Origin of the sequence: Allosphingosinicella deserti (genome assembly GCF_003012735.1) — a bacterium.
GTDB classification, from domain to species: domain Bacteria; phylum Pseudomonadota; class Alphaproteobacteria; order Sphingomonadales; family Sphingomonadaceae; genus Allosphingosinicella; species Allosphingosinicella deserti.
Genome location: NZ_PXYI01000004.1, coordinates 700,859 through 721,530 on the forward strand (window position 1 = coordinate 700,859; position 20,672 = coordinate 721,530).

Here is a 20,672-nt window from a genome sequence, read left to right on the forward strand (position 1 = left end):
TTTCCATATTGGTCGCCTCGTGGCCCTCGATAAGCCACTGCATGTGTTGGCTCTCGGATCCAGCCATGCCCGTCACCGTCCGCTGGAATCCGATGATCGACGCAGCAGAACATGGAGATGGGAGACCCGAGCAACAGCGCCTCTGCTCAAGAACTTCCATTCCGCTCCGGAACGTCACCCTGCAGTTCGCACCGCTTCCGCCCGGCTATGATCCATACGCTGTCCAAGACGACCCTCTGTTCGCCTGCGTGCACTTGGGCGGTTCAGAACGGCCACTCCAAGCGCGACTACTTGGCACTACCGGAAGTCCGGAAATGGATGGACGACTCATTGAAGCGGTCCGGCGTACCTGGCGCTTTGGTGGCGGTGAGGGAGAGCACGGATGGACCCGAGTTCGCGTCAGCGCAGGATATCATCGAGTGCCTTCAGTAATGCGCAGCGACTGAGTCGAATCATTTCGCCTCAGCCGACGATGCGTGCAAGTCCCTTTGACAGCTGCAGGGCGCCATTGATGCGCGAGGCCGGATCCGGCCAGTTGCGCGAGATCACGAGCTTGCTGTCGGGCCGCAGCTTGGCCGTGCCCTTAAGCCGTTGTACATAGGCGATCAGTCCTTCCAGATCGGGGAAGCGATCATTGTGGAAGTGGACGAGCGCACCCTTGGCGCCGACGTCCAGCTTGATCACCGAGGCGCGGCGGCAATTGAGCTTGATCTCGATGACCTTGAGCAGGTTGTCGGTCTCCTCCGGCAGCTTTCCGAACCGGTCGATCAACTCGGCGGCGAACGGCTCGAGTTCCGCGGCCGCCTCGAACTCGTTCATGCGTCTGTAAAGGCCCATCCGCAGATCGAGATCCGGGACGTAGGCCTCGGGTATGAGGATCGGCGCATCGACGGTAATCTGCGGCGAAAAATCGTCGCTGGGCTTCAGCTTGCCGCCGGATTTCGCCTCCAGGATCGCATCTTCCAGCATCGACTGGTAGAGCTCGAAACCGACTTCCTTGATGTGCCCCGATTGCTCGTCGCCGAGCAGATTTCCGGCGCCGCGAATATCGAGATCGTGGCTGGCGAGCTGGAAGCCTGCTCCGAGCGTGTCGAGATTGGCGAGCACCTTCAGCCTCTTGTCGGCCGCTTCGGTAACCGTCCGGGTCTCGCGGGTGGTGAAATAGGCGTACGCGCGGGTCTTCGAGCGTCCGACGCGGCCGCGCAGCTGGTAGAGCTGGGCAAGTCCGAAGCGGTCGGCGCGGTGAACGATCAGGGTGTTGGCCGAAGGAATGTCGAGGCCGCTCTCGACGATCGTGGTCGACAGCAGCACGTCATATTTCCGATCGTAAAAGGCGCTCATTCGCTCCTCGACCTCGGTCGGCGCCATCTGGCCGTGGGCGGCGATGAACTTTACCTCCGGCACCTCGTCCCGCAGGAACTGTTCGATGTCGGGCAGATCCGCCACCCGGGGCGCGACAAAATAGGCCTGCCCGCCGCGATAATGCTCGCGCAACAGCGCTTCGCGCAGCACCACCGGATCCCAAGGCATTACATAGGTGCGCACAGCCAGCCGGTCGACGGGAGGAGTCTGGATCACGGAAAGTTCGCGGAGCCCAGACATCGCCATCTGCAGAGTGCGCGGGATCGGCGTCGCAGTGAGAGTCAGGACGTGAACGTCCGCCTTCATCGCCTTCAGCCGTTCCTTGTGGGTGACGCCGAACCGCTGTTCCTCGTCGACGATGACCAGGCCGAGGTTGCGGAACTCGATCGATTTGGCGAGGATCGCGTGGGTGCCAATGACGATGTCGATCGTGCCGGCGGCAATCCGGTCCTTGGTCTCCTTCGCCTCCTTGGCCGTGACCAGACGCGACAGGCGCCCGATCTCGATCGGAAAGCCCTGAAAGCGCTCGACGAAATTGTTGTAATGCTGACGGGCGAGCAGGGTGGTCGGGCAGACCACCGCCACCTGCATTCCCGCCATTGCGGCGACGAAGGCGGCGCGTAACGCAACCTCGGTCTTGCCAAAGCCGACGTCGCCGCAGACGAGACGGTCCATCGGGCGGCCGGCTGCGAGATCGTCCACGACGTCGCCGATTGCACGTTCCTGGTCCTCGGTCTCCTCGTATGGGAAGCGGTCGACGAAGGCGGCGAAGCCGGTATCCGGTTCGGCCGTCGGGGCAGGGCGGAGAGCGCGTTCGGCGGCGGTTCGAATGAGCTCGCCGGCGATTTCCCGGATCCGCTCCTTCATCCGCGCCTTGCGGCGCTGCCAGGCTTCGCCGCCGAGGCGATCCAGGGTCACGCCATCGCTCTCGTTGCCGTAGCGCGAGAGGATGTCGATATTCTCGACCGGAACGTAGAGCTTGTCGCCGCCGGCATATTCGAGCGCGACGCAATCATGCGGCGACTTGCCGACCGGAATCTGGGTCAAGCCCTCGTAGCGGCCGATGCCGTGATCGGCATGGACGACGAGGTCGCCGGGCGACAGCGTGGCGAGTTCGCTGAGGAAGGCATCGGCCGACTTCTTGCGCTTGCGGCGCCGCACGAGGCGATCGCCGAGCATGTCCTGCTCCGTCAGCAGCGCGAGATCGGTGGTGGTGAAGCCGTGATCGAGCGGCAGCACGGCGAGCGCGACCGAGCCTTGTGCCGCCGCACCCTGCGCTTCCTGCCAATTGTCGACTTCGACCGCCTTCTTGAGGCCATGGTCGGCCAGCAGGCCTTTCAGTCGCTCGCGCGCGCCCACCGAGTAACTGGCGAGGACGACCTTCTTCTTGCCGCGGCGCAGCGAGGCGACATGCTCGACCACCGCTTCGTAGACGTTCAGGTTCTGCGATCGCTCCGGCGCGAAATCGCGGGCGCCGTCCACCTCGAAATCGAGCACGAGCGCGCTTTCGGGCTCATGGAAGGGTGTTGCGAGATGAAGCGGCCGATCGTCGATGATCGACTGCCATTCGCTCCGATCGAGATACAAGGTCTGCGGCTCGAGAGGACGATAGCTTCCCGGATCGGACGATTGGGCGCGGGTACGGTTCTGGTAATAATCGGCGATCGCCTCGAAGCGCGCATCCACCGCCCCGGCATCATGGGCGTCGCGGACGACGAGATCGTCGGCCGAGAGATGGTCGAACAAAGTCGCAAGCCGCTCCTCGAACAGCGGAAGCCAGTGATCGAGACCGGCTTGCCGGCGTCCGTCCGACACCGCCTGATAGAGCGGATCACCGGTTGCGGTCGCGCCGAACTTCTCGCGATAGCGGGAGCGGAAACGCTTGATGCTATCCTCGTCCAGCAACGCTTCGGAGGCGGGGAGCAGGGTGAAGCCGTCGACGCTGCCGCTGGTGCGCTGGGTGGCGGGATCGAAGCGTCGCACGCTCTCGATCTCGTCGCCGAAGAAGTCGAGCCGCAGGCCCTCGGTCTCGCCCGCCGGATACAGATCGACGAGGCCGCCGCGGATCGCATATTCGCCGGCATCCTGCACCGTGTCGGTGCGGTGATAGCCGTTGGCGGTCAGCAGGCCGGTCAGCTTCTTGAGATCGATGCGCTCTCCGGGCGCAAGCCGGGCAACGAGCTGGCGAATGCGAAAGGGGGTCAGCGTCCGCTGGGTCGCCGCGTTGACGGTGGTGACGAGCAGCTGCGGTTTGTCGCTCTTGTGCTGAAGCGCGTGCAGTGTTGCCAGTCGTTCCGACGAGGAACGGAGGGAAGGCGAGCTGCGATCGTAAGGCAGGCAATCCCAGGCCGGGAAGGTCAGCACGTCGAGCTCGGGCGCAAAATAGGCGGCGGCGTCGGCGATATGGCGCATCGCCGCTTCGTCCGGCGCAATGAAGACGGCGCGGCCTTTTGCGGCGCGTGCGAGATCGGCGGCGAGCCAGGGCAGGAATCCGGCCGGAGCGCCGGCCAGCGTGATCGGCCTGTCGGCCGAGAGAATGCGCTTCAGATCAGTCACTTATTCCGGGTGCTTTATATAGTTTATGATCCGCAGGCGGCGCATCATTTCGCCGTCGAACGCAGCTGGGGGCGGCGCGGTGCCGATCGCCCAGGCCATGATGTCGACGTCCTGCTCCTCAAGGAGAGTCTCGAACCAATCGATCTCGTGATCGTCCCAACTCTCGCCATAGGCGTCGAAGAAGCCGCCGATCAGCATGTCGGCTTCCTTGGTACCGCGATGCCAGGCGCGGAAGCGGAGACGTTTGAGGCGGGGTTCGCGATCCATGGGGTTCCATAGGAGAAAGTCCGCGCGGGCTTTCGGATCCCGATCGGCGTTGGTACGACGCCCATCTAGTTATGCGCCCCGATATTCTCAATCCGCTGTTCGCCGAAGTGGAGGCGCTGAAAGGCGTCGGCCCCGGTCTTGCCAAGCCGCTGAAGCGGCTGGGCCTCGATCGCGTCGTCGACATCCTCTTCCATCTTCCGGTCAACTGGATCGACCGCAAGAAAGTCGACACAATCGAGATGGCGGATGCAGGACGTGTGGTGACGGTCGAAGTGACACCGGTGGATTACCGCGCCAGCGGGGGTAGGGGGCCGTTCCGCGTGATCGCCCAGGACCGCGCCGGCAACGTGCTGACCCTCACCTACTTCAACAATCCGGGTTGGGCACGAAAGCAGCTGCCGCTCGGCGAGCCGCGGATCGTCTCGGGGCGGATGGACAGCTGGGGCACGGAGCTGCAGATGGTCCACCCGGATTATGCGCTTCCGCCCGAGGAGGCGACCGCTTTGCCCGAGCGCGAACCAGTCTACAGCCTGTCCGAAGGCCTGACAAACCGCCGCCTCGCCGACTTTGCCGGTCAGGCGCTCGCCCGCCTGCCGGAGCTCGAGGAATGGATCGAGCCGAGCGTGCTCTCGACCCGGGGCTGGCCCCGGTGGCAGGACGCGCTTTGCCAGGCCCATGCGGCTCCCGGTGCGGGTGGCGCGCGGGAGCGGCTCGCTTACGACGAGATCTTCGCCAATCAGCTCGCCCTGATGCTGGTGCGCGCCTCCTCGCGAAAGCGGCGCGGACAGCCGCTGAAGGGCGACGATCGGCTCCGCGGCGCGCTGAAGCTGCCTTATGCGCCGACCGGCGCACAGAGCCGCGCGATCACCGAGATCGAAGGGGACCTTCAGCAGGTCCAGCCGATGTTGCGCCTGCTCCAGGGCGATGTCGGGTCGGGCAAGACGCTGGTCGCCTTGATGTCGATGCTGATCGCGGTCGAGGCGGGTGCGCAGGCGGCGCTGCTGGCACCGACCGAGATCCTCGCGCGCCAGCATTTCGAGACGCTCGGCCGGCAGCTCGCCGGGCTGCCGGTCAACCTCGCCATTCTCACCGGTCGCGAGAAGGGGCGCGCCCGCGAGTCGACGCTGATGGGGCTCGCCGACGGATCGATCGACATCCTCGTCGGCACCCACGCAATCTTCCAGCAGGCGGTACAATATCGCCGTCTCGGCCTCGCCGTCGTCGACGAACAGCATCGCTTCGGAGTCGCCCAACGGATGATGCTGGCGAGCAAGTCGGAACGGCCGCCGCATCTGCTGGTGATGACGGCGACTCCGATCCCGCGCACCCTGACGCTCACCCAATATGGCGAGATGGACGTCAGCCGCCTCGACGAGATGCCGCCTGGGCGGCAGCCGATCGAAACCCGGGTGATGAGCTGCGATCGGCTGCCGGAGATCGTCGAGGCGCTCGGACGCCACATTCACGGCGGCGGTCAGGCCTACTGGGTCTGCCCCCTTGTCGAGGAGAGCGAGAATTCGGACCAAGCCGCGGCGGAGGATCGCGCCGAGACGCTGCGGATGCAATTCGGTGCCGGCCGGATCGGCCTCGTTCACGGCCGGATGAAGGGTCCCGAAAAGGATGCCGTCATGGCGGCGTTCCAGCGCGCGGAGATTTCCGTTCTGGTCGCGACGACCGTGATCGAGGTCGGCGTCGATGTCCCAAATGCGACCTTGATGATCGTCGAAGGCGCCGAGCGGTTCGGCCTTGCCCAGCTTCACCAGCTCCGCGGGCGTGTCGGGCGGGGCGAGGGGCGCTCGGTCTGTCTGCTGGTGCGCGGCAATGCGCTGAGCGAAACCGGCCGCGCACGGCTCGCGCTGATGCGCGAGACCAATGACGGTTTCCGCATCGCCGAAGAGGATCTCCGGCTCCGCGGCGCGGGCGAGATCCTCGGCACCCGTCAATCCGGCGAGGCCGTGTTCCGACTCGCCGGGCCCGAGCAGATCCAGGAACTCGCGCAGATGGCGAGCGACGATGCGCGGCTGCTCGTCGACCGCGACGGCGGCTTGGATGCGCCACGCGGCCAGTCGGCGCGGGTGCTGCTCTACCTGATGGAGCGGGACGCCGCGGTAGAGCTGCTGCGGAGCGGATGAGCCACGTCGATGAGGTCTTTTCCCCCCAGAACGGGAAGATCTGACTACCGCGTCAGGATGCCGTGCTTCTTCTTGCCGGCGGAAATGCGCACGTCCCGGACGACGGAAACCGGCCCGTCCTCGTCCACTTTCTCACCGTTCACTTTGGCGCCGCCCTGGGTGATCAGCCGCCGTGCTTCGTTCTTGGATCCGACGAGGCCGAGTCCGATCAGCGCGTCGACCAGCATGATCTCGCCCTCGACCTTGAGAGACGGCAGCGCCTCGCCGGCACTGCCTTCCTCGAAGGTCTTTCGTGCGGTCTCGGCGGCTTCCCGGGCCGCGCCCTCGCCATGCGCCATCGCGGTAGTGGCATCGGCGAGGATCTTCTTCGCCTCGTTGATCTCGCTGCCTTCGAGCCGCTCCAGCCGTGCGATTTCGTCCAGCGGCAGATCGGTGAACAGGCGCAGAAACTTGCCGACGTCGGCATCCTGGCTGTTCCGCCAGAACTGCCAGTAATCGTAGGGGCCGAGCTGATCGGCATTGAGCCATACGGCGCCGTTCACTGTCTTGCCCATCTTGCCGCCGTCGGCGGTGGTGATCAGCGGTGTGGTCAGGCCGTAGACCTGGGTGCCGTCTACGCGCCGGGCGAGTTCGATGCCGTTGACGATATTGCCCCACTGATCCGAACCGCCGAGCTGCAGGCGACAAGCCGCGCGGCGCGAGAGCTCGAGGAAATCGTAGCCCTGCAGGATCATGTAGTTGAATTCCAGGAAGCTCAGCGACTGCTCGCGGTCGAGGCGGAGCTTGACGCTATCGAAGCTCAGCATCCGGTTGACCGAGAAATGCTGGCCGATCTCGCGAAGGAACGGGATATATTCGAGCTTGTCGAGCCATTCGGCATTGTCGAGCATGATCGCGTCGCTCGGGCCATCACCGAAGGTCAGGAAGCGTTCGAACACGCGTTTGATGGAGGCGATGTTGGCGTCGATCGCCTCGCCCGTCAGCAGCTTGCGCGCCTCGTCCTTGAAGCTCGGATCGCCAATCTTCGACGTTCCGCCGCCCATCAGCACGATCGGCTTGTGGCCGGCCTGCTGCATGCGCCGCAGCATCATGATCTGAACGAGCGAGCCGACGTGGAGCGACGGCGCGGTCGCGTCGAAGCCGATATAGCCGGGCACGATCTCCTTCGCCGCGAGGGCATCGAGGCCTTCGGGGTCGGTCAGCTGGTGGATGTAACCGCGCTCGTCGAGCAGGCGAAGGAGATCGGAACGGTAGGTCATGGCCGCGCCGGTTAGCATGCGCTCCCGGCAACACAAAGGGGCAGCGAGGAGCGCGACGCACCTTGGCGCTTGTCCGAGCTAGCGCCATTTTCTACGCCGCGGCCATGACCCTTCGTCTCCCTCTTCTCCCGCACCCGGACACGCCCTGCGCCGCGGTGCGGACGATCGAGGTTGAACTGACACAGCTCGGCGCGCGCCGTTTTGCGCTTCGTTATGTGGTCAGCGGCAACATCGAAGCGATTGAGATGCCGCGCCACACCGCAGGCGCTTCCCGAGCCGATGAACTCTGGCGACACACCTGCTTCGAGGCCTTCCTTCGGGTTGGGGAGCGCAGATCCTACCATGAGTTCAACTTCGCGCCCTCCGGCGAGTGGAATGCGTACCGGCTTGCAGATTACCGGCAGGGCATGGTCCGCGAGCCTTGTGCAGAGGCTCCAGACATCACCACCATATCGGGGGGAGCAGTGCGGCCCGAAGAGCCGCCATTGTTGGTCCTCACCGCCACAATCGACCTGGAGCGGACGCTGCTGCCCACCGACTCGCCTTGGCACATCGGGTTATCGGCAATCATCGAGGAGCGGAACGGCACCCGTTCCTACTGGGCCTTGAAGCACCCGCCCGGCGAGCCGGATTTCCACCATCCGGATTGCTTTCACCTCGAACTTCCCGCAGCGAGGCCAGTATGAAATTTGGTATCGATCGCCTGCTCGCCGACCCGGAATTGCGCGCACCGTTGGAGGGAAAGCGGGTCGCGCTTCTCGCCCATCCCGCCTCGGTGACCGAGGACCTGCGGCACAGCCTCGACGCGCTCGCCGCGTGTCCAGGCATCAGGCTCAGCGCGGCCTTCGGGCCGCAACATGGGCTGCGCGGCGACAAGCAGGACAATATGGTGGAATCACCGGATTACAGCGATCCGGTTCTTAACATCCCGATCTTCAGCCTCTACGGCGAGGTGCGGCGTCCCACCGGGCAGTCGATGGGCACGTTCGATACGATTCTGATCGATCTCCAGGATCTCGGCTGCCGGATATACACCTTCATCACCACCCTGCTTTACGTGCTCGAAGCGGCGGCGGAGCACGGCAAGTCCGTGTGGGTGCTCGATCGGCCCAATCCCGCCGGTCGCCCGATCGAGGGGCTGACCTTGCGTCCGGGCTGGGAGAGTTTCGTTGGCGCCGGGCCGATCCCGATGCGCCATGGCCTGACCCTCGGCGAGCTCGGGCGATGGTTCATCGACACCAACAAGCTCGACGTCGATTATCGGGTGATCGAGATGGACGGATATCGTCCGGACGACGCCCCCGGTTTCGGGTGGCCGCTCGACGAGCGGATCTGGATCAATCCGAGCCCGAATGCGCCCAACCTGTCGATGGCGCGGTCCTACGCCGGCACTGTCATGCTCGAGGGCGCGACCCTTTCCGAAGGCCGCGGGACGACCCGCCCGCTCGAGATCTTCGGTGCCCCGGACATCGACGCACGTGCCGTCATCGCCGAAATGCAGCGTCTCGCCCCGCACTGGCTTCAAGGCTGCGCATTGCGGGAAATCTGGTTCGAGCCGACCTTCCACAAGCATGTCGGAACATTGTGTCACGGCGTCCACATCCATCCCGAAGGCCGCTTCTACGATCACCACGCCTTCCGCCCGTGGCGACTGCAGGCGCTGGCCTTCAAGGCCATTCGCCGGCTCCAGCCCGATTACGATCTGTGGCGCGATTTCCCCTACGAATATGAATTCGGCAAGCTTGCGATCGACGTGATCAACGGCGGACCGGCACTGCGCGAATGGGTCGACGACGCTGCAGCGGTTGCAGACGATCTCGATGCAATCACGACCCGGGACGAGCAGGCCTGGGCCGAGGCTCGCCGCCCGTATCTGCTGTACTGACGCCTGGTTCAGCTCTTTCGGCTGAGCGTCCGCGTCGCGTCGTCGAGACCGTCCAGGGTCAGCGGGTACATGCGGTCCTGCATCAGCGCACTGATCATCTGGGTGGACTGGGAATAGCCCCAATAGCGCTCGGGCGTCGGATTGAGCCACACCGCCGAGGGGTAGGTGGTGACCATCCGCTGCATCCAGACCGCGCCCGCTTCCTGGTTGTAATGTTCGACAGAGCCGCCGGGATGGCTGATCTCATAGGGGCTCATCGACGCATCGCCGACGAAGACGAGTTTGTAGTCGTGGCCGAACTTGTGAAGCACGTCCCAGGTCGGCGTGCGCTCGGCGAAGCGGCGGCGATTGTCCTTCCACACGCTCTCGTAAGGGCAATTGTGGAAATAGAAGAATTCGAGGTTCTTGAACTCCGAGGTGGCGGCAGAGAACAGCTCCTCGCAGACCCGGATATGCGGATCCATCGAGCCTCCGACATCGAGGAAGAGCAGCAGCTTGACCGCATTGTGCCGCTCAGGTCGCATGCGGATGTCGAGCCAGCCCCTGCGCGCCGTGCCATCGATCGTTCCGTCGAGATCGAGCTCGTCGGCAGCCCCTTCGCGCGCGAAGCGGCGCAGGCGGCGCAGCGCGACCTTGATGTTGCGGGTGCCGAGCTCAGTGGCGCTGTCCAGATTCCTGAACTCGCGCTTGTCCCACACCTTGAGCGCGCGGCCATGCTTGCCTTCGCCACCGATCCGGACTCCCTCGGGATTGTACCCTCCATGCCCGAAGGGCGAGGTGCCGCCGGTGCCGATCCACTTATTACCGCCCTGATGGCGTTCCTTCTGCTCCTTGAGGCGCTTCTTGAGCGTCTCCATGATCTCTTCCCACGACCCAAGCGACTGGACCTCTGCCATCTGCTCGGGCGTCAGGTAATGTTCGGCGATCTTGCGCAGCCAATCCTCGGGAATCGGCTGGGCGTCGGGCCCGTAATCGGCCTCCAGCCCCTTGAACACCTTTCCGAACACCTGATCGAACCGGTCGAGCAGGCTCTCGTCCTTCACGAAGGTGGCGCGGGCGAGATAGTAGAACTCCTCCGGCCGGGCGGCGATGACCTCGGCCTGCAGTGCTTCGAGCAGCGTGAGATGCTCCTTCAGGGAAGCGGCAATACCCGCCGCGCGGAGCTCGTCGACGAAGGAGAAGAACATGGCCTCGTTTCTAGGCGCTGCGATCCCAGCATGCCAGCTGTTCGCTGGTTAACGGCCTTTCAACATCTTCGAACTAAGCTGACGCCGAACCGGAGAAGTAGGGGGACCTGTGGCAAGTTCAGCGATCGAGGCGCCGGACGGGGATGCGATCAACATCGTGGCCCGCAATTGCGGCTCGCTGGCGATCGAATGCAGCGACGTTTCCGGCTATGTCGCCGGGGTCTCGGAGCGGATTTCGTCGAACCTGCGCACCCTCGATACGCTGGAGGAGGTCACCAGCCGGCTGTTGCTCGATCAGGCGCGAGTCGCCGAGTCGACCGATGAAGCCCGTATCCTCGCCGAGCAGGCGCGCGACAAATTGGGGCAGGGACGGGCGGCGATCGAGGATACGATCAACATCTTCAGTGGTCTCACCGAGCTCGTCGTCCAGCTCGGCGAGCGCATGGCCGGCTTCGCCGAAGCGATGAGCCGGGTCCAGAAGGTCTCGAGCAGCATCGAGGGCATCGCCTACAAGACCAACATGCTGGCGCTCAACGCCACCATCGAGGCGGCGAGGGCCGGAGAGGCCGGGCGCAGCTTCGCGGTGGTGGCTGCCGAGGTGAAGAAGCTCGCGCACGACACCCGCGCGGCAACCAGCGAGATCGCGGCGACCGTGGCTTCACTCACCCACGAGGCGGAGGCCGTCACCAGCGAGATCGAGACCGGGGTGGAGCGCAGCCGCGAGGCGCAGAGCGGGTTCGCCGCGATCACGACCACGGTCCGCGACGTCGCCGACATCGTTGCCATGGTCGATCGCCAGACCGATGGAATCGCCCAGTCTACCAGCCTGATCCAGCAGAGCGTCGACAGGGTGAAATCGGGCCTGTCCAACTTTGCGGCCGATGCGCGGGAAAATGGCGGGCAGCTTCACTCCGCACATGAGCGGCTGAGTCAGCTCGAGCGGTTGTCCGGAGACATGCTCGACCGGCTCGCCAGCTGCGGTGTTCGCATCGACGACACGCGCTACATCGAGCGGGCCCAGCAGGTGAACCGCGAAGTCGCGGCCCTTATCGAGGCTGCGTTGAAGCGGGCCGAACTCGCTACGGACGATATCTTCGATTTCGCCTATGTGCCGGTGCCGGGAAGCGACCCGGCGCAGTTTACCACCCGATTCAACGATTGGGCGGACGCCCACATCCGGCCGATCCTCGATCGCGTCAGCGCCGAGGACCCGCGCTACATCGGCTGCGTGATGAGCGACATCAACGGCTATCTGCCGACCCACGTCACCGATCGCTCGCACCCGCAGGGGGCAGACGTCGCCTGGAACACCAAGAACAGCCGCAACCGCCGGAACATGATGGACGATGCCACACGGCGTGCCGTTGCCAGCGACAAGGAAGCGATGTTGGTCACGTACCGCATCAATCTTGGCGAGGGCCGCTACCTCCCGGTGAAGAATGTGTTCGTTCCGCTGTACGTGAACGGTCGCCGCTACGGCAATTTCGAGCTCGCCTATCGCGACGAAGCGATGCGCCTCGAGTAGCGATTGATCCGCGCGTCGTCGATGCTGCCACACACCTTTGTTCCTACAACTTCGTGCCGCACGGGAGGTACCTGGGTGCGTGATCGCTGTCAGGCGAAGAGGCGCGTCGTTCCGTAGGTCAAGGCTGCGATGATCCCGGCAGCGGGCAGGGTCAGGAACCAGGCGACGACGATGTTGCCGGCAACGCCCCAGCGCACCGCGGATGCACGCCGGGCCGCCCCGACGCCCATAATGGCACCCGTGATGGTATGCGTAGTCGAGACGGGCACACCCAGCGATGTCGCCGAGAACAGCATGATCGCGCCGCCGGTCTCCGCGCAGAAGCCCTGGTGCGGGGTGAGCCTCGTAATCTTGGACCCCATCGTGTGCACAATCCGCCAGCCGCCCATCAAAGTGCCCAGGCCCATGGCTGCTTGCGCGGACAGCACGACCCAGAGCGGGACGTGGAATTCGCCGCTGAGATAGCCTTGGGAGTAGAGCAGGACCGTGATGATGCCCATGGTCTTTTGCGCATCATTGGCGCCGTGGCCGAGCGAGTATGCCGCGGCCGAGAGCAGTTGCAGGCGCCGAAAGGCGCGATCGGCAGTCTTGGCGGGCACCGGGCGCGCGATCCATGAGGTCAGCGCGACGAGCAGGATGGCGACCACCATCCCGAGCATAGGCGACAGGAAGATCGCGACCGTGGTCTTGATTACGCCGGACGACACCACAACGGCAGTGCCGGCCTTGGTTATGCCGGCGCCGAGCAGCCCGCCGATCAAGGCGTGGCTGGACGAGGATGGGATGCCGAGCGCCCAGGTGATCACGTTCCATGCGATCGCGCCGGTCAAAGCCGCGAAGATCACGGCCGGATCGATGATGCTGGCATCGACGATGCCTTTGCCGATCGTCTCGGCGACGTGGAGGCCAAAGAACAGAAACGCGATGAAGTTGAAGAAGGCGGCCCACATCACGGCCAGCTGGGGCGACAGTACGCGTGTCGAAACCACCGTGGCGATCGAATTGGCGGCGTCGTGGAGCCCATTGATGAAATCGAACGCAAGCGCGATCGCAATAAGGGCGACGAGCAGCGGAAAGGCGAGAGTGGCGGTCATCATCCGCTCAGGCGTGGTCGATCACGATGCCTTGAATCTCGTCGGCGACGTCCTCCAGCCGATCGAGCACGCGCTCCAGATGGCTGTAGACCTCGCGCCCGACGAAGAAGACCATCGGCGCCGTTGCATTCGCTCGATACAGCGCCTTCAAACCCTGCTCATGAAGGTCGTCGGCCCGTCCTTCGAGGTGGACGATCTGCTCCGTGAGTTCGTGAAGCTGCTGGGCATTCTTGCCGATGTTGCGAAGCAACGGCACCGCTTGCGCGACCAGCCGCGCGGCATCTGCGGCAAGCGCCGAGATTTCGCGCATCTCGGGCTCGAAGCTGGATACCTCGTAGAGCGTGATCGCCTTGGCGGTTTGCCACATTTCGTCGACGGAATCGTCCATGGAGGAAATGAGGCCGGTGATCGCGCTGCGATCGAAGGGCGTGATGAACGACCGGCGCACGGCGACAATGACGTCGCGGGTGACATCGTCGGCCCGGTTCTCGTGCGCGCCGATTGCTTTGCATGAGTCGGCAACCGGAGTCTCGCCGGTGAACATCCTTACCATCGCGTCGGCACCGGCGACGATCGTCTCCGCATGCTGTGCGAAGAGATCGAAGAAACGTTCCTCCTTGGGCATCAGCCGCTGGAATGCCTTGAGCATGCATTATCCCCGTTGAATGAGCGGGCGCCTAGCAGAGGCGCAGGGGCTTAGCAAAATGCCGCGTCCAGGCGGCGGAGGAGTGCCTGCAGATCGGGTTCCTGGACGGCATCGGCTGCCTCGTCGAGCGCGAACCAGCGGCGCTCGCGCTCCTGCGCCTCCGGCCAGGATTCGAGCTCCTCCTCGACGACCATGCGGAACAATTGAACGTCCGTGAGAACGCCGGCGCCATTCTTGCGCTTCTTGGTATAACGATAGCTGCCGAGCGGATCCGCTGCCACCACGCCGCGCACGCCCGCTTCTTCGAACGCTTCCTGAGCGGCCGAGGCGGACGGAGACAGGCCGCCGATCGGGTTGCCGCGCGGAACTACCCACCGGCGAGTCTCGCGCGAGGTAATCAGGAGCACGCGCAGCGTTCCCTGTTCCACCCGCAGCGGCACGACTCCGTATTGGGTCGGCACCGAATCCTCTCCGTCCATTTTGTTCTTATGCAACAAAATGAACTGCGGAACGATCCGCACGCGTGCGAAACCATCTCCGGCCCCCTTCGGGGCCTATCGGACACCGCCGTTGTCACGCGAATCGAGCGCCGGGCTGGGAAGGTCAGCAACCTGGCGCCTGCCGTCGATGACGATCGGGGAGGCCACCGATGGAACGCCCCCCAGATCGAGGCGGAGGCCGCGAGCAATGACCTGAGGATCGGCGAACACGTCGGCCACCGAGTTGATCGGACCGGCAGGAACGCCCGATGCGGCGAGCGCCGTCAGCAGTTCGTCCTTGCCGCGCTGAAGCAAGGCTGGGGCGAGAGCGGCGGTGAGCGCGTCGCGGTGGCCGACCCGATCGGCGTTGGTGGCGAAGCGCAAATCCTCGGCGATTGCGCCGAGGCCGAGAAGAATGCAGAGCCTACGGAATTGCCCGTCATTGCCGACCGCTACAATCACCCAGCCGTCGCGAACCTGAAAGGTTTGATAGGGCGCAATGTTGGGATGGCTATTGCCGAGGCGCCGCGGCGTCTCGCCCGAGACCAGATAATTCATTGCCTGATTGGCGAGCACGGCCACCTGGGTGTCGAGCAGCGCCATATCGATATGACAGCCGCGGCCGGTCGCCGCGCGTCCATGAAGCGCTGCGAGGATCGCGTTCGAGGCATAGACGCCGGTGAAGATGTCGGCAAAGGCAACGCCGATCTTTTGCGGCTCGCCTGTCGGATCGCCGGTCAGGTCCATGATTCCGCCCATTCCCTGAATCATGAAATCATAGCCGGCGCGCGGCGCGTATGGCCCGTCCTGGCCGAAGCCGGTAATCGAGCAGTAGATGATCCGCGGGTTCAGGGCCGCCACCGATGAGTAGTCGAGACCGAACTTGGCAAGGCCGCCAACCTTGAAATTCTCGATCAAGATGTCGGCCTCCGCGGCGAGCGCACGTACCTGTTCGCGACCCTCCTCGCTCTCGAAGTCGATGGCATATGAGCGTTTGCCGCGGTTGCAGCTGTGGAAATAGGCGGCGCTACCGTCGCTCTCCACGAAGGGTGGTCCCCATCCGCGGGTATCGTCACCGCTCCCCGGACGCTCGACTTTGACGACTTCGGCGCCGAGATCCGCGAGCAGCTGCCCGGCCCAGGGGCCCGCAAGGATGCGGGCGAGCTCGAGCACGCGCAAGCCGGAGAGCGGCTTGTCCATCAGAAGGCGGAAATGCCGGTAATTGCGCGTCCCAGGATAAGCCCGTGAACGTCGTGGGTGCCTTCGTAGGTGTTGACCGTTTCCAGATTGGCCGCGTGCCGCATGATCTGAAACTCGGCTGAGATGCCATTGCCGCCGTGCATGTCGCGGGCGACACGAGCGATGTCTAGCGCCTTGCCGACATTGTTGCGCTTGATCAGGCTGATCGTGTCCGGAATCAGCTCACCGTCGTCCATGCGCCGGCCGACCCGGAGGGCGGCTTGGAGCCCCAGGGTGATCTCGGTGATCATGTTGGCGAGCTTCAGCTGCACCAACTGGGTGGCGGCGAGCGGACGGCCGAACTGCTTGCGGTCCAGCGTGTAGGTGCGGGCGGCATGGAAACACGCCTCGGCGGCGCCCATCGCGCCCCAGGCAATGCCATAGCGCGCCCGATTCAGGCAGCCGAACGGACCTTTGAGCCCGCTGACGTTGGGAAGCAGATTCTCCTCCGGCACCTCGACACCGTCCATCACGATCTCGCCGGTGATCGACGCACGCAGGGACAGTTTCTGGCCGATCTTGGGCGCCGACAAGCCTGCCATGCCCTTTTCGAGGATGAAGCCGCGGATCGCGCCATCATGCGCATCCGATTTGGCCCAGACGACGAACACGTCGGCGATGGGAGAATTGGTGATCCACATCTTGGCACCGCTGAGCCGATAGCCGCCGTCCACTTGCTCAGCCCGGGTGCGCATCGAACCGGGATCCGATCCGGCGTCGGGCTCGGTCAGCCCAAAGCAGCCGATCCATTCGCCGCTGGCGAGCCTAGGCAGATATTTCCGTTTCTGCGCGTCCGATCCGTAGGCGTTGATCGGGTGCATGACGAGAGAGGATTGTACCGACATCGCCGAGCGATAACCGCTGTCGACGCGCTCTACGGCGCGGGCGACAAGGCCGTAGCTGACGTAGTTGAGACCGGCGCCGCCATAATCGGTGGGAACCGTCGCGCCGAGCAGCCCGAGCTCGCCCATCTCCGACATGATGTCGCGATCGAATCGCTCCTCGAGATAGGCCTCGGTCACGCGCGGTTGCAGCCGCTCCTGCGCGTAGCCCTCGGCAGTGTCGCGGACGAGCCGCTCCTCATCGGAAAGCTGCGCATCGAGCGCGAACGGATCGGCCCAGTCGAAGCGGCCAATGGCGGGATCGGACATTCGGGTTCCTTGAAGGAAAGGATTGATTGCTCCACCCCTTCGCGTTTCGGTGAGCCGATGTCTACTGCGAAGCCGTTTCCACGGCCGGTTCATCGTTGTCCGGCAGCGGCGTCTTGCTTCTACCTCGTGCCTGGCGGAGCATCGCGCTTGCGGCCTTCGCCAGGCCTTCATTGTGGGGAGAGGAGGCGAGGGGAAGGAGCAGCGCTTCCGCATCCTCGAAGCGCCCGCGCATGATCAACAGGCTCGCTGCGTTGACCGAGAGCTCGTCTACCTGTGGCGCCAGTTCCTGCGCAAGCAGCACGATCTCGGCCGTATTGTCGCTGTCGAAGCGGCGATCCGTGCGCAGGCTCTCGGCATAGCGGGCGAGGGTGGGGAAATGATATTCGTCGGCCTTGTGGGCGCGAACGAACCATGTTCGGGCGGCCTTGTAGTGGGGTGCAGGATCCTGGTCTTCGGCGCGCGCGTCGAGGACGTGTTTCATGCCGCGCAGATAGAGCAATTCCACGTCGGATGCTGCCGTCTTCAGCAGTCCGTCGAGCAGCGCTGCGCCCTTGTTGCGATCACCGTACAGCGTTTCGGCTTCGGCGAGGACTCGCTGCGCGTAAGGATCGGACGGGAACTTGGCGGCCTCGGCGCGAACCCGGGCCAGGAGCTGCGGTGCGTCCTGGTCGCGAATACCCACATGCATCGCCGCTTCTCTAAGCAGCAGGTCCTCGGCTGCCGCGGGCAGCGTCGTGATTGCAACCTTCGGCTGCACTGCGGCGCTCGCCCGTGTCCGAGTCGTGTAGGTCATGCCTTTGCGGGCATAGGTCTCGAGTGCGCGCCCGAACGCCTTCACCTCGCCGAACTGGGCCATGAAGGCTGCCTTTGGCTCCTCGCCCTTGACCAGCGCATTGATGTAGGCCTTGAATTTGGCGGCTCGGCCGGCATCGCGGAGCATATAGTGGGCGATGAGCCAGCTCTGCGCATAGAAGGACGCGGCTTCGGGGCCTTTGCGGGGCGGACGTGCGAACAGGATCCGCTCCGTCGGCAGCCAAGTTGTACGCCCGAGCCACGCCGCACGGCCTTCGCTCGGCCAGCCATATTCGATGGTCTTCGGCTTGAACCGGGCGGTCATTACATATTCCGCGAACCCTTCCACGTACCAGGCCGGGTACGCGGTCGGCCGGTACTGCATCATGAAATGATGGGCGATTTCGTGGAAGAGGATGTGGTTGTCTTCATCGGCCCAGCTTCCGGCCCGCTCATCGACAAAGGCGGCAATGCCGGAGGACGACGCCGTGTAGAAGCCGCCAACGTTCGGACCCATGTCGCGAACTGTCTTGAGTTCGCCGGCGCCCCGAACAAGGTAGACAGGCAGCTTGTTCGGGGAGGCAGGATCATTGACCCCGGTCAATGCGCGCAGGAAGCTTTGATAATCTTCCAGCAGGCTGATCTGCTCCCGAAGCTTGCCTTCATTGGCTTGTCCGTAGAGAATGAAGTTCTCGCTCTCGGCTTTCTTCCACGTTGCGGGAGCCTGCTCCGCGGCAAGGATGGCGAGCAGCAGCGCAGCAAGCCCGCGCCACGTCTTGTTCTTCATTATCGGCCCCTCCCCAATAACTTAGGGGAGGCTAATGTCACCCGGTGCGCCGCGCAAGAGCAATGGCGATTAATCTGGCTCCGACATTTCGGCACGCCTAACTGGCGTGTCGGGCGCCCTCGCGCACGACGGTCAAGGCACAGGCGCGCCCTTGTTGGCCAGGGCATCGGCGATCGCTCCCTTGAGTTGCGATACCGTCAGCCGCCCCTCGAGGTGCGCCTGGATCTCTCCCGCACCGTACCGCTCGCTTCTGAGCTGCGATTTCAAATCCTGAACGCTCCTGCAGCGGCCCGAACGGGCCAATTCGAAAGCGCGCACGACGAGGCTTGGACGGTCCACCGAAATCCTCTCCACTCAGCTCCAGGTGAGTGGTAGAGCAGCGCTGAGCGGAATGCCTTAACCTGCATTGGCCGTCCGCTCCGTTCGAAGCTCAACGGTCGCTGAGCGCCGCGAGCTCTGGCGAGTTGGTGCGTTTTCACGCACGCAGGCATGTTGGAGCGGCAGCGGCTAGAGAATCCGCTCGATCGATAGTACCGCGCCGGCAAGGATTGTGTTTGGACTGGACCCCTGGTTGAGTGCCAATTGGCTTCCGTTACCCTTGATCGTTACGTCGAGAAAGAAATTGCGGGTGGCGTTCGCCGGCACGCTGCCCAAGCCCGCGCCGACATATGCGCCGTTGACCGCTGGCGCAAAGCTCTCGATCGTGCCGTCGTCCTTTTCGAAGGCGATCGAGCCGGACGTGATCGTTCCTCCCGTTCCTTCGAACAGCAGCGACATCGCCGGATACGCACCTGCACCTTTGCGCATCTTCCCTCTGAACCTGATGCGATACGTGTTGCCGTTGGTAAGCGTGAATTGCGGTCTCGGCTGGCCGTTGCCGGCTCCGACGACCTGATTGCCGCCGTTCGTGATCGGTAGGTCGATCGGGTAGGTATATTGAACCAGTTCGCCGATGCCACCCGGAAGATACAGTCCCGCAACATGCTTTATGTACGTACCGGTGATCGTGATTGGACCGCCGACTGCGGTAGCTACCAGAGGTGCATTGATGGTGATGCTGCCGCCGATCACCTGAACGCTACCGGAGTAGACTGCGCCGTACGCAGCTGCCGGTGAATTCACCTCGACCTCGTGATTCAGCGCCTTCAGAGAAGCGCCGGCACCGACCGAATAGACCTGTTGGCTGAAACAAACACCTCGTCCCCCCTGGATCACCGCATTGCCTAGATAGATCAGACCGAGGAGGCTTGCACTCGGACCCACGTTGCCGCCAACGACATTGCAATCCTTGAGCATCACTCGGTTGATCGAGGCCGTCGCCGTGATCTTGTTCATGAACAGGATCAATTTCCCGTCCGTATTTACTGCGTCGCAGTCGTCAAACAGGATTTCGTCGATCAGGCCGGCATTGCCTGCGCCGGCGTCGGCGATGACGAGATAGGGGGTCCCCTTGCCCGTGTGGCGGCCATGCCGAAAGGTTATGCGCTTGCTGCCGAACAGGGTGTGCCAAACGGCCTCCACTCCGAGCGGGTTGTCGCCGTCGCCATCGCTGGAATCCATGTTTTCGAACAGGATGTCGGTCGCTTGCGTGGTTTCGAAGTGGACGTTGGCGTTGCGTGATATGATGTTTCGAAAGACGCCGAAGCGCGCGAATTCCTGCGCCCAGAACGCGTATCCGCAGTTCAGCGCTTCGACATTCTCGACAACGAAATTGCGGGCACCGCGCATCCACACGCCCTGAACCTTGTCGTTTACCTTGGGCGAAACGACCGACAGATCGCTTACGCGGACCCCATCGGCATTATCTACCGAGCGTATCAGAGCCTTGTCGAAATAATCCGCACCCGCAACGTTGTTGGTTCGAACGAGGCGGGTCACGCCACGCCCCGAACCGCGCACGAACTTGCCGGTAGGCACGACCACGGCATGATCCACGCGGATGTCTCCGCCCGGCAGGATCACCCCGAATACCTCGGGATCCGCAAGCGCTGCGTTGATCGCAATCGAGTTGTCTGCTGCAGGATCATTGGGCACGAAACGTCCAAACGGTTCTGGCACTGGACTAGCCTCCCTCTGATGCGCCGAGCCGGCCTGTGGTCCGGCGCTTGATCGTGACCCCGGCGAGGTGTCGACGGACGTCCGACCAACAGTGAACACAGTTCAGCGGGCGTGCCAATCGCGACTTTAGAGCATGATCATCTTAGACTGAAGCATATCCGCTGTTTGCGAGGTAGTTTGCGCATTCGACGGGGTCGAAGCAGTCGAGGAGGGTTCCGATGCGCTTCCAGCAGGCTTCGACGGTGCGCTCCTC

At 63.9% G+C, this 20,672-nt stretch carries 16 protein-coding genes and 1 pseudogene; 4 read left to right on the plus strand and 13 right to left on the minus strand.

Going from position 1 to position 20,672, the window contains the following annotated elements:
• Positions 1-462 precede the first annotated feature (462 nt).
• The gene (gene mfd / locus C7I55_RS15430; protein WP_106513841.1) at positions 463-3,918 is read right to left on the minus strand and encodes a transcription-repair coupling factor; all 3,456 of its coding nucleotides are present in this window, start codon (positions 3,916-3,918) and stop codon (positions 463-465) included.
• Positions 3,919-4,185 carry an FAD assembly factor SdhE gene (locus tag C7I55_RS15435; protein ID WP_106513842.1) on the minus strand — a complete coding sequence of 89 codons (267 nt, stop codon included), beginning with the start codon at positions 4,183-4,185 and terminating at the stop codon, positions 3,919-3,921.
• A gap of 71 nt (positions 4,186-4,256) precedes the next feature.
• Between C7I55_RS15435 and recG the strand changes: the two genes are divergently transcribed.
• Positions 4,257-6,317 carry an ATP-dependent DNA helicase RecG gene (gene recG / locus C7I55_RS15440; protein ID WP_106513843.1) on the plus strand — a complete coding sequence of 687 codons (2,061 nt, stop codon included), beginning with the start codon at positions 4,257-4,259 and terminating at the stop codon, positions 6,315-6,317.
• A 44-nt stretch (positions 6,318-6,361) separates the two neighbouring features.
• Here the strand turns inward: recG and tyrS are convergent, their stop codons facing one another.
• Complete coding sequence (tyrS, locus tag C7I55_RS15445) at positions 6,362-7,576, minus strand: tyrosine--tRNA ligase (protein ID WP_106513929.1); 1,215 nt, start codon at positions 7,574-7,576, stop codon at positions 6,362-6,364.
• 155 nt (positions 7,577-7,731) lie between these two features.
• On the opposite strand from tyrS, the gene C7I55_RS15450 reads away from it, so the two are divergent.
• Together C7I55_RS15450 and C7I55_RS15455 are read left to right on the plus strand one after the other, a co-directional pair.
• Positions 7,732-8,262 carry a DOMON-like domain-containing protein gene (locus C7I55_RS15450; protein ID WP_146151036.1) on the plus strand — a complete coding sequence of 177 codons (531 nt, stop codon included), beginning with the start codon at positions 7,732-7,734 and terminating at the stop codon, positions 8,260-8,262.
• Positions 8,259-9,461: an exo-beta-N-acetylmuramidase NamZ family protein gene (locus C7I55_RS15455; protein ID WP_106513845.1), complete on the plus strand. Its 1,203-nt coding sequence runs from the start codon at positions 8,259-8,261 to the stop codon at positions 9,459-9,461. The genes C7I55_RS15450 and C7I55_RS15455 overlap by 4 nt, the downstream gene beginning before the upstream one ends.
• A gap of 8 nt (positions 9,462-9,469) precedes the next feature.
• Here the strand turns inward: C7I55_RS15455 and C7I55_RS15460 are convergent, their stop codons facing one another.
• Positions 9,470-10,648: a vWA domain-containing protein gene (locus C7I55_RS15460; RefSeq protein ID WP_106513846.1), complete on the minus strand. Its 1,179-nt coding sequence runs from the start codon at positions 10,646-10,648 to the stop codon at positions 9,470-9,472.
• A gap of 109 nt (positions 10,649-10,757) precedes the next feature.
• Here C7I55_RS15460 and C7I55_RS15465 point away from each other — a divergent pair, with 109 nt between their 5' ends.
• The gene (locus tag C7I55_RS15465; protein WP_106513847.1) at positions 10,758-12,173 is read left to right on the plus strand and encodes a methyl-accepting chemotaxis protein; all 1,416 of its coding nucleotides are present in this window, start codon (positions 10,758-10,760) and stop codon (positions 12,171-12,173) included.
• Positions 12,174-12,262: 89 nt separating this feature from the next.
• Here the strand turns inward: C7I55_RS15465 and C7I55_RS15470 are convergent, their stop codons facing one another.
• From C7I55_RS15470 to C7I55_RS28505, 9 genes and pseudogenes are all read right to left on the minus strand, one after another.
• Complete coding sequence (locus C7I55_RS15470; RefSeq protein WP_106513930.1) at positions 12,263-13,267, minus strand: inorganic phosphate transporter; 1,005 nt, start codon at positions 13,265-13,267, stop codon at positions 12,263-12,265.
• A gap of 7 nt (positions 13,268-13,274) precedes the next feature.
• Complete coding sequence (locus C7I55_RS28890) at positions 13,275-13,916, minus strand: DUF47 domain-containing protein (protein ID WP_233222227.1); 642 nt, start codon at positions 13,914-13,916, stop codon at positions 13,275-13,277.
• Between the two features lie 47 nt (positions 13,917-13,963).
• Positions 13,964-14,374 carry an NUDIX hydrolase gene (locus C7I55_RS28895; RefSeq protein WP_233222228.1) on the minus strand — a complete coding sequence of 137 codons (411 nt, stop codon included), beginning with the start codon at positions 14,372-14,374 and terminating at the stop codon, positions 13,964-13,966.
• A gap of 93 nt (positions 14,375-14,467) precedes the next feature.
• Positions 14,468-15,592, minus strand: a complete 1,125-nt coding sequence (locus C7I55_RS15480; RefSeq protein ID WP_106513848.1) for a CaiB/BaiF CoA transferase family protein — start codon at positions 15,590-15,592, stop codon at positions 14,468-14,470.
• Positions 15,592-16,782 carry an acyl-CoA dehydrogenase gene (locus C7I55_RS15485; protein ID WP_106513849.1) on the minus strand — a complete coding sequence of 397 codons (1,191 nt, stop codon included), beginning with the start codon at positions 16,780-16,782 and terminating at the stop codon, positions 15,592-15,594. The genes C7I55_RS15480 and C7I55_RS15485 overlap by 1 nt, the downstream gene beginning before the upstream one ends.
• 61 nt (positions 16,783-16,843) lie before the next feature.
• Entirely contained in the window at positions 16,844-18,361 is a 1,518-nt protein-coding gene (locus C7I55_RS15490; protein WP_106513850.1) for a hypothetical protein, read from the minus strand.
• Between the two features lie 132 nt (positions 18,362-18,493).
• A complete protein-coding gene (locus tag C7I55_RS15495; protein WP_158266442.1) occupies positions 18,494-18,715 on the minus strand; it encodes a hypothetical protein in 222 nt (73 codons plus the stop codon).
• Between the two features lie 153 nt (positions 18,716-18,868).
• The gene (locus tag C7I55_RS15500; protein ID WP_146151038.1) at positions 18,869-20,419 is read right to left on the minus strand and encodes a hypothetical protein; all 1,551 of its coding nucleotides are present in this window, start codon (positions 20,417-20,419) and stop codon (positions 18,869-18,871) included.
• 142 nt (positions 20,420-20,561) lie between these two features.
• Positions 20,562-20,672 (minus strand): annotated as a pseudogene (locus C7I55_RS28505) (IS630 family transposase); the annotation flags it as partial.

What these genes read in the sequence shown, in the direction of transcription:
- C7I55_RS15435 (WP_106513842.1), bottom strand. Translation starts at nt 4,185, where the DNA reads ATGGATCGCGAACCCCGCCTCAAACGTCTCCGCTTCCGCGCCTGGCAT.
- recG (WP_106513843.1), top strand. Translation starts at nt 4,257, where the DNA reads ATGCGCCCCGATATTCTCAATCCGCTGTTCGCCGAAGTGGAGGCGCTG.
- tyrS (WP_106513929.1), bottom strand. Translation starts at nt 7,576, where the DNA reads ATGACCTACCGTTCCGATCTCCTTCGCCTGCTCGACGAGCGCGGTTAC.
- C7I55_RS15455 (WP_106513845.1), top strand. Translation starts at nt 8,259, where the DNA reads ATGAAATTTGGTATCGATCGCCTGCTCGCCGACCCGGAATTGCGCGCA.
- C7I55_RS15460 (WP_106513846.1), bottom strand. Translation starts at nt 10,648, where the DNA reads ATGTTCTTCTCCTTCGTCGACGAGCTCCGCGCGGCGGGTATTGCCGCT.
- C7I55_RS15470 (WP_106513930.1), bottom strand. Translation starts at nt 13,267, where the DNA reads ATGACCGCCACTCTCGCCTTTCCGCTGCTCGTCGCCCTTATTGCGATC.
- C7I55_RS28890 (WP_233222227.1), bottom strand. Translation starts at nt 13,916, where the DNA reads ATGCTCAAGGCATTCCAGCGGCTGATGCCCAAGGAGGAACGTTTCTTC.
- C7I55_RS15480 (WP_106513848.1), bottom strand. Translation starts at nt 15,592, where the DNA reads ATGGACAAGCCGCTCTCCGGCTTGCGCGTGCTCGAGCTCGCCCGCATC.
- C7I55_RS15485 (WP_106513849.1), bottom strand. Translation starts at nt 16,782, where the DNA reads ATGTCCGATCCCGCCATTGGCCGCTTCGACTGGGCCGATCCGTTCGCG.
- C7I55_RS15490 (WP_106513850.1), bottom strand. Translation starts at nt 18,361, where the DNA reads ATGAAGAACAAGACGTGGCGCGGGCTTGCTGCGCTGCTGCTCGCCATC.